Consider the following 14,713-nt stretch of genomic DNA (forward strand, 5'->3'; position numbering starts at 1 on the left):
AGAATGCCGTTCACCATTAAGTGAGCGGCATTATGCGTTTAATAGGCCGTTTTTCATCTTGGTGATGATAGCCAACACTCAATAAACTTGCTTAAGCAAAGAACAGAAAAACCGGAATTAATAGGAAATTGATTACATATCAATGCAAGTTATTAACAATACTGTTATTTAATTACTGTAACTATCTGGTATTTATAACAAAGCTATTGGCGAGTTAATACGTTTAGAATATTAATTATTTGTGACAGTAATAAATATCCTTCTTGTTTGTAAGTGAGATTGGTTGCATAAGAATGTAGATAAGCTGGAATTTTATTTGTGCGCCGTTGGTTTTTTGTTTTTATAATAACCCAAATATTCTTTATTTTATGAATATCATATAAATCTAATATAATGCTTTGAAAGTGTAACCTTCAATTGTCTAAACAGATGAATAACTTTTTTCTATTTAGTTATTGGGTTCTTAGTAAAAGTAGTAAGAGTGAAGTTGGAAGTTTTTTTCATTTTTAAAGTTTAACAGATAGTATTACATCTTTATATTTAGGAGTTAATTTATAATAAATACTTGATTAATGGCTGTTCAGTGTTGATGTTATTGATATAAGAGTGAGCGTTAGGTGTTTAAAAATAATCCATTTTGTTGTCATTTTATTCTGCAGAGCTTGGTTGTTTAATCATTGCTGTATTTACGCAGGTTTGTTTAGCAGGGTGAGATCACGAACGTTATTTGAACAAAATCATGTGCACTATAGGAACCCGTCTTTGTTGTGTGGATTTGTGGCATGGATGTCACAGAAACTATCAAGGATGATTTCACGGCGTCTTGTGGAGATGATGTACATGATGGGTCGATAAGTGTTCACTCATGCGTTCGCCTTAGCTTGTTTAGTAGTTGATAATGATAGCACTCTAGGGGGAGTGAGTCCTTATCCTCCCCTAGGGTGCTATCATTATATTAGTGGTCACTGAATTAACAGACCCACTTTATTGACACTTCCTTTGACTTAATAAATTTATGGCTACATTTGGAATTATGTTCTGTTTTTTATTATAGAAATAGTGATAAGTACAATAATTGTACGCGCTGAATAATTATGTGATAATTCGCCTGGTTATATTTTTTTTGTTCACTTTTTATTTCGTTGCATATCTCATTTTATCGGTTCTATTCAAAATCTGTATTGATATGAATAAATAATTTACTTAACATTCTAATACTGATTAATCCATCTATTTGTATTAAATAGACTCCTGTATTGATCAGAGCGAAAGTTTCTAAGGTATTACATGAGTAACCCATACTCTATGGTTGCTCATCTTTAGTGTATTCATTTTTTAGGATATGGCTTTTCAATGATAGGACTAAGTCATATCAGTTTCCTTTTGTTTCCACACTACTAATACCTTTAGTTCGGCTATAACTATTTTTCAATGAATAGCGTTGAAAATATTATCGCTGAAAACAAACCTCATAATAAACAAGTCAGAATTCAACCAATAAATTAAGTGGTTGAACTTTACTAATGGAAATAAAAGCGATGCTTAGAAAAACAACAGTTGCAATCGCATTAGCCTCTATATTTTGTATGAGTGCTGCTAGTGCCGTGACGTTATACCACGAGGATAATGGCGACTATATTGACCTTTATGGTGAAGTTGGTGTCGGGGGCCATTTTGCTACCAATCCAGATTATAGCTATGACGAATTTTATGACACTAAAGGCTATGTGGACGACAGTTTCGCCACTTTAGGCGTAAAAGGTCAGCGTGCAAATTATATCTATCGTTTGGAATTAGACTACCAACGCCGAAATTGGCTTGGTGGTGATGGTGAGTTTGAATTAGCTATTGATAAAGTGTATGTCGGCTATATGTTCAATGAAAATCATTGGATTGAATTAGGTTTAACTGACACGGCATTTGACCAGTACGACCACTTTGGTGACTTTACCTTTAACAAAGCGGTTGAAACTGGTGAAGCCGGCGATCAAGCCAACACGGCTAAGTACGAAGCTAAGTATGAACACCTAGTTTATGGTGTCTCTTATTCGTACGAAGGGCAGCATGACAGTGGGGCTCTACTGGGTGACATAGTGAACGGTTACTTAGGTTGGATGTCCGGTGTGGTATCGGTTGTAGCTGGCGTTGAAGCGCGTGGCGGTTCAAAAGGTGAATCTAAATATGGCGAGCAACAACTGCTTGGCCTTGGTATGCGAGTGCAGGTGACCTCGGACATCGCATTTGGTGTCAATGGCTTTATTGAAGATGAAGACTTAGCGACTCATCAAAGTGGTGATGTGTATTTAGACTACCAAACCTTCCGCAACTACGGCGTGACTCTAAGTGCGAAATACGAACTGACGCCATCTTGGGAGTTCGTTGCTTCTGCTAACCATGAGCAGTATGAAGTTTGGGATGTTGAAAGTCCAAACTACGACCACACACAACTTGAACCAGCCTTCGGTAAAGAGCGCCGTTGGGCAAGTTTTGGTGTTAATTACACTCCTGTAAGAGACATCATTTTATCGGTTGAAGGCCGTGTAGGCGAAGCACCAGAAGCGGGTTATGCATACGCACGTATGTACTTCTAGTTTTATCCCCAGTTAAACAATTATCGAGTTTACTATGAACAAAAGTTTTCTCTCACTGGCTATTGCCAGTACGATCAGTGTGGCCGCTCATGCTGGCGTCAATGATTTACTTATTACAGAAATGGTGCAGAAAGACTACGGGGCTGAAGTTGGCTCTGTAGAAATCACCAATACACACGCAACCGACCCATTCACATTTACCGATGATACCGCTGTATACATGTGGGGTAACGGTGCCTATGAAAATAAGATGCTTACGGCAGAAGGCGAGCCACTATTTACCGGTATTACTATTGAACCTGGTAAGTCTATCGTTGTATTAAATGTCGATGCTAGCGATCAATACAAGCAAATCATTACCGATAATGGTGGTGCTTATGTGATCGGTGAAGGGAATGGCAATTACAGCGATTTTTACCTAAGCGGTAATGACGGTTTTTACATTAAAAACGGCAACACGATTATTGACCGTGTGGGTGCTGCCAATAACATCAGCGTTTGGGCACCAGATACCACTTTACGTCGTCGTAAAGATAGCGAAGGGAATACACCAACGCCTTCCGGCGTTTTTGATGCAACCCAATGGGAAGTGCTCAGCCCGCTGGACATGAGTACTGTCGGCACGCCAAACTTAGCTGATGCCTATGTGCCATTTGTATGTTCTGATCTGACTCGCATTAGTGATATTCAAGGTACTGGGGATACCTCTCCTGTAGAAGGGCAAACAGTAGCGGTGCAAGGTGTTGTCACTGCTGTGGTGAATCTGCCTAATAAAGGTTTTTATCTACGTGATGAAGTCGCCGATGGCAACCCATTGACCTCTGATGGTATTTTTGTAGCAAGCAATAGTGCTAACAGTTCAATGGTTGGACACACCATTTGTTTAGGCAGTACCGTTGTTGAAAGCTTTGGTCAGACGCAGCTTTCAGCAGATAGCTGGGACATTATCAATAGCAGTGTGACCACAACGGTTGCTACTGATATCGAAGTGTTGTCGTCGGATGGTGATTCCTTTGCCGCGACTTTAGAGCGCTATGAAGGCATGTTGGTCAACTTACCAGAAGATTTAAATCCGCAAGTTGACGGCACTCAGGATATGCGTGTATCACGCAGTTTCAGCTTTAACTACGACAGCTACCGTAACAACATTACTTTGGCTTACTTGCGTCCAAACATGCAACCCAATCAGCTTAATGTGGCTGGTACACCTGAATCTGTCGCAGCTGCTGCACAAAATGATGATTATCGTTTAATCATTGAAAGTGCATCACAAGCAGGCAATGGTGTTATTCCTTACTACCCTAACTTTGCTGCAAATCCAGAGAACAACTACATCCGTATTGATGACAGTGTGGTTGGAATGGAAGGTGTGATTAGTTATAGCTACGGTGATTACGCACTGACAGTAACGAATACACTGACCAGTAATAACTTTATTCATAACCAACCAAGAACAGATAGTCCAATACTTGATGAGACGGTTGCAGAAGATGAATTTACCATTCGTATTGCTGCGCAAAACTTATTTAACTATTTCAACTCACCGTTTGGTGGTGATCAGAACCAATTCGGCCAAAGCCGTGGCGCTGATACTCACCAAGAGTTCACTCAACAGAAAACCAAACTCGTCGAAGCGATTCGAGCATTAGATGCTGATGTGGTGGGTTTGATGGAGATTGAAAACAACGGTTATGGCTTGAAAAGTGCGATTGCGGACTTAGTGAACGAAGTCAACGTCTACTACAACGATGAGTATGCCGATAATTTTGACAAGCCATACTCAACCGAAAATCGTTATGTTTTTGTGGGTTTTGACCACAATGGCAATCAGATCCTCGATGAGTTAGATGCACTGGGTTCAGATGCTATTGCTACGGGTATTATTTATCGTCCAAGCAAACTAAGCATTGAGCGTACTCGCGTTGTCACTATGCCACAACAAAAAGCACCAAGCATTGTTAACGATAACAATGAAGTGATTAAAGATGGCAATGACGAAATCTTAGAAAGCGGTCAAAACTATCATCGTGATGCGTTAGTGGTCACTTTCATGGTCAACCAAACTGGTAAGCGTTTAACGCTTGCAGTTAACCACTTTAAATCAAAAGGCTCTACTTGTTGGGAAGACTGGCAAGGTGTTGAGTTTGGTGATGCAACTCAGTGGACCGGTGATGCCCCCGATCTTGATCTACAAGGCTCGTGTTCAGAGTTTCGTATCGCGGGCGCTGTGCATTTAGCGGAAGAGATGAAGTCAGTACAAGGGGATAGCATCATCTTAGGCGACCTTAATGCTTACGCTCAAGAAGATCCTATCCTTGTGCTAACTGAAAACCCTCGCAACAAAACCTTGTTGACTGCAAGTCATACTTTTGTAGGTAATAAACCACAGTTTAATAGCGATGGTTCACCGGTAACCATTACACACACCTATGGTTATGTGGATATTCTTTCTAAAGTTCTTGCAGAGAAAGGCCAAGTGCCTTGGAGCTACTCATTTAATGATGAAGTGGGTTCTTTGGATCATATCTTGATTTCGCCATCTCTAGAACAACGTGTGGTGGATGCATCGGATTGGCACATCAATGCGGCAGAATCAAACTTATTTGATTACAACACTGAATATAAAGACGCGAATAACAACTTTTATGCTGAAGACCATTTCCGTTCTTCGGATCACGATCCTGCTCTAGTGACGTTACGTTACCTACCAGGTGAAATGGATGCGGATACGCCTATCTATCTACCTAAGCTATCTAAGTTAATCAAAGTGCCATATCAGATCCCTGAGGCTGCTAGTGCGATGAAAGGGGATATTGCCAAGATCAAACTCACGCCAAAAGATAATGAAGCCCAGTTGGACATGACTCAGCTAGTTGAACCGAATGTGGTTCTTACACAAGACGGTGAAACCTTCATTAACTTCGAAGTATTTGGTGCGCCATCGGCTCAATTTATAGCCAAAGTCGTTCTTGAACGTGATGGTGAAGTGGTCAGTGGATCGGAAGTGTCACTCAATATTGATGTGACCAGCCGTGATGCATTGGTGGCTGATATCAAACAAGAACAACACGATAACACGGGCGGTAACACTGGGCTACTTAGCCTTATCGCTCTATTCGGATTAGCGTCGATTCGTCGCCGTAATCGTCAATAAGTTGAACCTAAAAATGAGGTAGGAGCGAAAGCGCTGTACCTCATTGACTAACAAAAGATACGACTATGAATAATAAAATTAACGCGGTGACTAAAGCGGTGACTTTACTGCTAGCGACGGCATCTGCAGCAGCAAATGCCAACCTAGTGATTACTGAATATATTGAAGGTAGCGGCAGTAATAAAGCGGTTGAAATCACTAACCTTGGTGATAGCGAAATCAATCTTGATGCGGCGAAATATGAGCTGTCACTTTATGCCAATGGTGATACAGAACCTGGAAATAGCGCGACATTAACGGGCATCTTAGCAGCAGGTAGTAGCATTGTTTATCATAACTCTGATGCGGATGATGCCTTCAAAGTAGGTTTTGAGTCTGAGGTGACTTACTTTAATGGTGATGATGCATTAGTGCTAAGCAAAGATGGTTCGCCTATTGATCGTCTCGGAAAGGTTGGTGAACGACCTTCTGGTGGCTGGACAGATGTGAACGACAGTCACTTCTCTACCACAAATAAAACTTTGCGTCGTAAAGAGACGGTTATAACGGGTGACACAAATATAAGTGGCGATTTCCCAGGTGATAACAATCAATGGGTGACCTTTGATGTCAACACTGCTGATGGTTTAGGTTGTCCGGGGGAAGGTGCTTGTGTTGTGCCACCGGGTGTATTGCTGATCACCGAGTATATTGAGGGTAGTGGCAATAACAAAGCGGTTGAAATTTCCAATGTGGGTGGCGATGTCATCGATTTGGATGCAGCTGAATATAATGTGCACTTATACATTAATGGAGCCGTTGACCCTAGTAACTCAGAAAAATTAACGGGTCAGTTAGATGCAGGTGAAAGTATTGTTTTTCATAACAGCAGTGCTGCTGATGAGTTTAAGATTGGCACATCATCATCTGTGACCAACTTTAACGGTGATGACGCCTTAGTGTTGTGGAAAGACGACGAGGTGATCGACCGTATTGGTAAGGTGGGTGAAGACCCAGGTTCTGCATGGACCGATCCTACGGATGAAAATTTTTCTACGGCAAATAAAACCTTACGTCGCAAAAGCAGTGTCATTATCGGCGATAGCGATGCCAATGCCGACTTCCCCGGTGAAAATAACCAATGGTTGGTCTTTGAGCAAGATACAGCCGATGGTCTAGGTTGTATGGGGGAGGAAGCGTGCAGTGAGTTACCTCCTGCCGATCCTGAACCTGAAACGCCTTGTTCTGGTTGTGAAGAACTGACCCCTGTTGCGGATCCCAATACCTTTGACAGCAATGTGTATTATAGCGATGTGTTAAATGGTAATTTTGATGATCCACAAGCGATGAAAAACGCCATTTCTATTGCTATTTCAGAGCATCAACAGCTAACGTATAAGCAGGTGTGGACAGCACTGTCATACTCTGATGAAGATCCACAAAACAATAGCAACGTTATTGAACTTTATACTGGTGCTTCAGTATCTAAGCAAAATAACGGTGGTAATGTTGACGATTGGAACCGAGAGCACGTATGGGCGAAAAGTCATGGTTTCCCTGGTGAGTCTCAACTGGGTTATACCGATGCACACCATTTGCGTCCAACGAATGTGCAAGTGAACTCAACTCGTAGCAACTATGATTTTAACAACTGTCGTGATACAGGTGTTGAAGTAGCAGGTGCACCTGGAAACTATGTTGATGGAAGCGTTCGTTGTTTTGAGCCACGAGATGAAGTGAAAGGCGATGTAGCACGAATGATCATGTATATGGATACTCGTTATCAAGGTAACGATAATAATATGCCTGATTTAGTGGTTGTCGACCGTATCACAACCGCAGAAGAAATTTCAGCCAATGAACCATTACACGGTAAGTTGTGTGCACTGTATGCTTGGCATCAAAACGACCCGGTAGATGAAACAGATATGCAGCGTAACGATGCTGTGTACAAATACCAAGGCAACCGTAACCCTTACATTGATTACCCTGATTGGGTACAACATGTGTATGGCGCTGAGTGTGGTGACCCTGTATTACCTACTCTAGAGGTTGACATGATCATTGATGCGCCAGCGCAAGTGAATGAAACAGAAGCCTTTGTTGTAGATGCATCAGCGACAGTCCTTGAGGGGGCTGATCTAAGCTTTAGTTGGATGCAAGTATCTGGACCTGAGGTGGAGTTCGACAGCACACAATCGCGACTATCATTAATGGCACCTGAAGTGGAAGCGGATACTCAATTTGTCTTTGCTTTGACTGTGAGCGATGGTGCTCTGGAGAAAACACAATACGTTACTATTGCTGTGATTAATGTGCCTTTCATTGTTGATGTTAACTTTAGTGGAAATACTGAGTTGCAGGAAGGTGAGAGCACAACTATCGTTGCCAACATAGCCGATGAGCCAGCCGGTCTTTACTATAGTTGGAGACAAGTTTCGGGAACGACGGCTTTATACACTGCTAATGGCTTAGAGTTGAATGTGACAGCTCCTGAGGTATCCGTTGACCACGCTATGACGTTTGAACTGGTTATTAGTGATGGTAAAGAACAAGTGACCCAGCCGGTGAGTATTCATGTTAGCAATGCACCGCAGCAAGGTTGGAGCGCACCAGAAAGTGCTGGTAGCCTTGGGGCGACACTGTTTATGCTTGTTCCATTACTATGGCGTCGCCGCCATCAATGGTAAAGCTTGATGCAGTAAGCATTAGAGAGAGCCTTAATTAATCGATCTAAATAAAAACCGCTGTACAGATACCTGCACAGCGGTTTTTTTATACCAATTACATTAAGTAAGTGAGCAGAAATAGCATAGGAACAATACTCGAAAACAAGGCGGAATTTTTCGATAAGTCGTTATTCTACAATCAAAAATTCTAACGCAGTTATCGAGTATTTGAACAAGCTAGAAGGCCCCGTTATTTAGTACGATTAGTATTGTATCTAAGGCTATTTTTTTAGGGAAGCTTGGTACTTTTCATCATCTTCTAATCCTCGAAGGCGGGCTTTTTCTAAAATAGAATTAAAGTAACCGCGCAGGGAATAGAGCATGATAAGGCTTGGTATCACCATAGCTGCGGTGATAATAAAGAAAGTAGACCAATCGTTGAGGTAATCCACTAACTCCCCACTAAAGGAAGCTAGGGTTGTACGACCTAAGTTTCCAAGAGAGGCGAGCAGAGCATACTGTGTTGCTGAGAACGCTTGCCCTGTCAGGATAGTCAAAAACGAGACAAAGGCCACGGTCGAAAAGGCCGTAGTAAAGTTATCTACAATGACTGTCGCTAAAAATAGGTGCTCGTTTGGACCTGTATTGGCTATCCAAGCAAACATTAGGTTACTAGATGCCATGGCAATACCGCCAATCATTAAGCCTCGTACAATACCAAATCGCACATTAAACATACTGCCGACGATGGTAAACAGTACGGTAGCACCCCAACCAATAAGTTTTGAGTAGTCGGCGATTTGCTCGTTACTGAAGCCAATCTCTTTGTAGAATGGAATGGACATACGCCCAAGGAAAGCCTCGCCAATTTTAAACAAAAACACAAACAGCAATAGGGTGATGGCCACTCGAACGCCGTTACGGCGGAAGAAATCAGCAAATGGTTCAATCAAAGTCACACTAAACCAAGCAATAACACGAGAGCCAACCACTTGATTATGACGGCGTTCAGCTTCAGCTTGTAATTGATTTCGGGCTGTTTGTGGCTCTTTTACCAGCAAGGTAAATAGCATTAATATTGCCACAATGACCGCCGTACCAAGATAAACACCGTTCCAACCTATGCTGTCGGCATTGGCGAAGGCAAGGTAACCAGGTAGAGAGTAACCGGTCCACCAACCAACGACAGCCATAGCGGAAGCTTGCGGTAGTTTGGAGGCTTCACTTTTAGGGAAGCTATCAATTCGGTAAGCGTCAATAGCCACATCTTGAGTGGATGAAGCAATAGCAATAGCAAGAGCTAACATGGAGGTAAACATCAGGCTTTTTGCCGGATCGACACCTGAGATAAACAGGGTGCAAATAAGCATGATGCATTGACACAAAAAGATCCAAGAACGACGTTGGCCTAGAAAACGATACAAAATAGGCAGTTTCACCCTATCTACTAAGGGAGCCCACATAAAGTTAATGGCATAGACGGCAAAAACAGAACCAAAATAGCCGATAGCTGTGCGACTTAAGCCGGCATCCTTCAACCACCCAGACATATTTGAGCCAATTAAAACCCAAGGGAAGCCGCTAGAGCATCCCAACATAAACACCCAAAGTAGGCGTTTATCGAGGTAGCTTTTAAACGTCTCAGCCCAAGATAGTTTTTGCGACATTCTATTTCCTTTTTGCTCACTGCTAAATCACGCAGAGCGGATAGGCTCTGCGTTTACTGTAGGACAATATTAGAGGGATTTTATTTTTGAATTGTCACATCAGTGACAATGATAGGGGTGGCAGGGACATCTTTCATGAAACCTGAGGTTTTTGTAGGAATGTTAGCCATTTTCTGCACAACATCATAACCATCGATAACTTGGCCAAAGACCGCATATCCAGGTTTGGATGATGAATAGTCTAAGAAATCATTGTCAGCGTAGTTAATGAAGAACTGACGCGTTGCCGAGTCTGGATCGTTTGTACGAGCCATCGCCACACTGGCCACTTTATTTTTTAGGCCATTGCTTGCTTCATTTTTAATTGCTGCATAGCTTTGTTGTTGTTGCATGTTTTTATCAAAGCCACCCCCTTGAGCCATGAAACCGGGAATGACGCGATGAAAAATCGTGCCTTTGTAACTGCCATCGTTAACGTAGCGAAGAAAGTTTGCGCTGGTAATGGGAGCGTGCGCCTCATCCAGTTGGATGGTGAAGTTACCCAAGGTTGTCTTAAAAAGCACTTTCGTGTTAGCAAAAACAGACGCACTAAAAAGTGCACACATAATAAGGATTAGTCGGCTCATTGAAATTTATCTTCCATGTAATTAATTAGTTCAACATCATTGGCAATATCATTTAATACCAATTTAGATACGTGATTAAGTATATGCTCAATTTGCTCATTGGATGCGCCCATTGAGTTATTGGCTTTAGCGCTGCCAGTGTACGTTTTTACAAACTTACCTGTCGGGGTTTCTGCAGTCACTTTTAGGGTGATTTTTGCATCCATATCATTGCTAAAGGTCGCTGAGTTGACTCGTACCAATACTTGCTCGATTTCCACTTCGACACTGTTATCGCTGTTGTTTGAAATAACAAAGCCTTGGGATTGTAACAGTGTCGCAAACGCCGAATTAAAGGCGGTTCGGGTATTTTGTTTAGCATGAATAGGTAATGCTTTATCTTCTCCCTTATTGACCAAAGCCACATATTGAGCGGTGCGGATATCGGTCGTTGATAATGAGAGGGTTTTTGCTTGAGTGATGGTGCTCTTAATATTGTCAGCTTGCGGTGTAAAGTTGAGCTGTTGATCCGTTGGAGAGGCACAACCACTTAAAAAAAGGGTTACACAACACGCAATCAGCAATTTCTTCATTGATGGTTCCCTTGAATAAATAGTGAAAAATTAGTCAGTTTTACTGAGATTATCATAAGATTTTGCATCGTGACGTTACAAAATCGTTTTTATCTAACCTTTCTCAGCAGAAATAATCATAAATTTGCCATTTTTCGCCTTAACGTTGACCTTGTCGCGACCAAATAGACGACTGAGTTTGTTGTTGTAACCTAAGTGACTGTTACCAATGACCAATAGGGTGCCGTTCTTTTCCAGAACTTTGTATGCATCGGTAAACATTTGCCATGCAATGTGGTCGGTGACGGCATTTTGTTGGTGAAATGGAGGGTTACACACCACAAGATCGTGGCTGTTGGCTGCAAAACCATCAAGGCAGTTATTGGCAACAAAAGTATATCTGTCAGGACATTCGATATTCGCGTGCACATTGAGGCGTGCCGACGCCACTGCCATAAAACTTTCATCAACACAGGTTATATTAGACAGATGATTGTTCCGGCCTAACTTAATAGAGAGCACTCCATTGCCACAACCTAAGTCAATAATGTTTTTATAATGCGATCCTGAAGGTAAGTGATCCAGTATAAAACGCGCCCCTAGATCTAAACTTTCTCCTGAATACACGTTGGCTAAGTTGCTTAACGTCATATCATGCTCAGGTACCGCCCAAGTCGTCGTTTGCTCAACTGGTGACGTTTCAGCGCTGACTTGCTGACTAAATACCAATCTGTGTTTTTTCCAAGCCAGAGAGGTGTGAGGTTTGGCAAAATGCTTCTCAAACAGATTCAAGGTTGAGGTATGGATGGCATTGGCTTTATTGACGGCAATAAGCGGAGTTTTAGGCTTCAGGTTATGTTTTAACTGCTGAAGCTGCCAAGTTAAGAATCGATTACCCTTAGGTATTTGCATGATCACGAGATCAATGTCGTTGGGAATAGGATCTGTAGAGCCTAATACCGTGACCTCATTGCATTTATTGAGCTGCAAGTTTTGTAAGGCACCTTTTTGACTGATAAATGAGTCCGTTTGTAGGTAAACCTCATAATGCAGAGAAAACCAACAACTTAAGGCACCAAAACTGTCATTTAGAATTAAAATTTTACTGCCGTGAGGCACAACGGAATGTTCCGTTATATAGTTGATGACATACTCATCACCAGCATCCCAAGCTTGAAGGGTTTCATTACCTCTTTTGGGGTATCTGTGTAGGGTGAATTGATGGTCGTGCAATGTGAGTTGTGTTTTCATGGTTATCAATGTTAAAAAAGTGATCTTAAACTTTGTCTATTGTCGCAAATTAGGCCTATTTTTGCGAATTAACTTATTTTTCTGATTTAGAATGGAATACTCAGTGAAAAGTTTTCCAGCATTGGCCTGTAAATCGTTTAGGCTTAGCTCTACTTAAGGTGGCCTTCAGCAACCGAGAGTGACATATGACATTACACATTAGCGTATCAATATAGAGAGATAGCATGCTACAGCAATTAATCGAGAAGAAATTGGATCAACATTTCTCTCCTCATCATCTAAAAGTGATTAATGAAAGTTATAAGCATAATGTGCCTGAAGGCTCTGAAAGCCACTTTAAAGTCATTATTGTCAGCGATAGATTTGAGAATCTACGTAGTGTTGCCCGTCACCGCTTAGTTAACCAAGCGCTGTGTGATGAGTTAGCAGGTGGGGTTCATGCACTTTCAATGCATACATTAACTAAAAATGAATGGAAAGAGCAGCAGTTTCCAGCCTCTCCTGATTGTATGGGAGGAGGGCACTAGTTAGTGAGGTTATAAGTAAGAGTTAGGGCGATACTTGTAAAGCTTGTTAAAAATTCACTCATCGTTCACATTTTAACCTTAACTCACAAACTGACTAATTATGCCGTGCTTTAGATCAATTTTTATTGCCCTTAAAGCTGAAAAATTGCAATTTATTGTCAATCCTTACCCCTTAACGTGGAATCTCAGTGTCTGTTAATGTTAGAATTGCGGACCAAGAAGGAATCCTTTAGTGGATTCGAATGGTAATCAACAGGGATATGTTGGGAAAAACCGACCTATCTGTTATGAAAAAGTGTACTTCGGTACTCTTTTGTTGTGAAAGTCTTTTTTCTTAAAATAGTGCAAGTGCGTATGATTACAATTAAAAAGGGTTTGGACCTTCCTATCTCGGGAACTCCTACCCAGGTGATTAATGACGGGAATCCCGTTTCAAAAGTCGCCTTGCTTGGCGAAGAGTACGTGGGCATGCGTCCAACAATGCATGTTCGCGAAGGAGACGTAGTAAAGAAAGGACAGGTGCTTTTTGCAGATAAAAAGAACCCTGGCGTAGTCTTTACTGCCCCTCAAAGCGGAACGGTTACTCAGGTAAACCGTGGTGCGAAGCGTGTTTTGCAGTCAGTGGTTATTGAAATCGCTGGTGATGAGCAAATTACCTTTGACAAATTTGAGCAAAATGAACTGGCTAACTTGGATGCGGATGTGATTCGCAAACAATTAGTTGATTCTGGCTCATGGACTGCTTTAAAAACTCGTCCGTTTAGCAAGGTACCCGCAGTCGATGCTTCGACTAATGCCATCTTTGTCACGGCAATAGATACCAACCCATTAGCAGCCAACCCTGATGTCATTATCAAGGAACAAGCTGAGGCCTTTGTAGCAGGTTTAGACCTTCTCTCTGTGTTGTCTAATGATAAAGTCTATGTGTGTAAAGACGGCGGTTCACTTCCTCGCTCTGAGCAAAGTAATGTAGAAGAGCATGTATTCTCAGGCCCACACCCAGCAGGGCTCGTGGGTACGCATATGCACTTCCTATATCCTGTGAATGAGGAGCATGTTGCCTGGAGTATTAACTATCAAGACGTTATCGCTTTCGGTAAGTTGTTCTTGACGGGTGAAATTTACTCAGACCGCATTGTCGCATTAGCGGGTCCTGTCGTGAGTAACCCTCGCTTGGTACGCACAACGTTAGGGGCTTGTTTGCCTGAGTTAGCAGACAAAGAATTAATGCCGGGTGAAGTTCGCATTATTTCAGGCTCTGTGCTTTGGGGGACAAATGCAACGGGTCCTCATGCTTACCTTGGTCGATATCATCAACAGGTTTCGGCACTGCGTGAAGGACGAGATAAAGAGTTATTTGGCTGGGCAATGCCGGGTAAAAATAAATTCTCAGTGACGCGTTCATTCCTTGGTCACTTGTTTAAAGGTCAATTGTATAACCTAACTACATCGCTAAATGGCGGTGAGCGTGCAATGGTTCCAACGGGCAATTATGAAAAAGTAATGCCATTGGATATTGAACCAACATTACTTCTGCGCGATTTGTGTGCCGGTGATGTAGACAGTGCTCAGCGCTTAGGTGCTCTAGAACTATCTGAAGAAGATTTAGCCTTATGTACTTATGTTTGTTCCGGCAAATATGAGTACGGTGAATTACTTCGTGAGTGTCTAGACACAATAGAGAAGGAAGGTTAAGAC

General features: G+C 42.0%; 9 protein-coding genes. 5 read left to right on the plus strand and 4 right to left on the minus strand.

Annotation, left to right across the window (positions count from 1 at the left end; genetic code table 11):
- Positions 1-1,538: 1,538 nt before the first annotated feature.
- The 3 genes from OCU56_RS02885 (at position 1,539) to OCU56_RS02895 (ending at position 8,414) form a co-directional block, all read left to right on the plus strand.
- Positions 1,539-2,591: a porin gene (locus tag OCU56_RS02885; protein WP_261874073.1), complete on the plus strand. Its 1,053-nt coding sequence runs from the start codon at positions 1,539-1,541 to the stop codon at positions 2,589-2,591.
- Positions 2,592-2,625: 34 nt separating this feature from the next.
- The gene (locus OCU56_RS02890) at positions 2,626-5,745 is read left to right on the plus strand and encodes an ExeM/NucH family extracellular endonuclease (protein ID WP_261874074.1); all 3,120 of its coding nucleotides are present in this window, start codon (positions 2,626-2,628) and stop codon (positions 5,743-5,745) included.
- 65 nt (positions 5,746-5,810) lie between these two features.
- The gene (locus tag OCU56_RS02895; protein ID WP_261874075.1) at positions 5,811-8,414 is read left to right on the plus strand and encodes an endonuclease; all 2,604 of its coding nucleotides are present in this window, start codon (positions 5,811-5,813) and stop codon (positions 8,412-8,414) included.
- A gap of 260 nt (positions 8,415-8,674) precedes the next feature.
- Here OCU56_RS02895 and OCU56_RS02900 read toward each other — a convergent pair whose 3' ends face one another.
- The 4 genes from OCU56_RS02900 to OCU56_RS02915 form a co-directional block, all read right to left on the minus strand.
- The gene (locus OCU56_RS02900; RefSeq protein ID WP_261874076.1) at positions 8,675-10,060 is read right to left on the minus strand and encodes an AmpG family muropeptide MFS transporter; all 1,386 of its coding nucleotides are present in this window, start codon (positions 10,058-10,060) and stop codon (positions 8,675-8,677) included.
- Positions 10,061-10,140: 80 nt separating this feature from the next.
- Positions 10,141-10,686 (minus strand): peptidylprolyl isomerase, encoded by a 546-nt coding sequence (locus tag OCU56_RS02905; protein ID WP_261874077.1) that lies wholly within the window; start codon positions 10,684-10,686, stop codon positions 10,141-10,143.
- The gene (locus OCU56_RS02910) at positions 10,683-11,258 is read right to left on the minus strand and encodes a YajG family lipoprotein (RefSeq protein WP_261874078.1); all 576 of its coding nucleotides are present in this window, start codon (positions 11,256-11,258) and stop codon (positions 10,683-10,685) included. Before OCU56_RS02910 ends, OCU56_RS02905 begins: the two co-directional genes overlap by 4 nt.
- A gap of 93 nt (positions 11,259-11,351) precedes the next feature.
- Complete coding sequence (locus OCU56_RS02915; RefSeq protein WP_261874079.1) at positions 11,352-12,488, minus strand: methyltransferase; 1,137 nt, start codon at positions 12,486-12,488, stop codon at positions 11,352-11,354.
- A 224-nt stretch (positions 12,489-12,712) separates the two neighbouring features.
- Here OCU56_RS02915 and OCU56_RS02920 point away from each other — a divergent pair, with 224 nt between their 5' ends.
- On the plus strand, positions 12,713-13,015 hold the full coding sequence (locus OCU56_RS02920) for a BolA family protein (protein WP_261874080.1): 303 nt from the start codon (positions 12,713-12,715) through the stop codon (positions 13,013-13,015).
- Positions 13,016-13,369: 354 nt separating this feature from the next.
- A complete protein-coding gene (locus OCU56_RS02925) occupies positions 13,370-14,710 on the plus strand; it encodes a Na(+)-translocating NADH-quinone reductase subunit A (RefSeq protein WP_261874081.1) in 1,341 nt (446 codons plus the stop codon).
- Positions 14,711-14,713: the final 3 nt, after the last annotated feature.

It is taken from the genome of Vibrio rarus (assembly GCF_024347075.1).
GTDB classification, from domain to species: Bacteria; Pseudomonadota; Gammaproteobacteria; order Enterobacterales; family Vibrionaceae; genus Vibrio; species Vibrio rarus.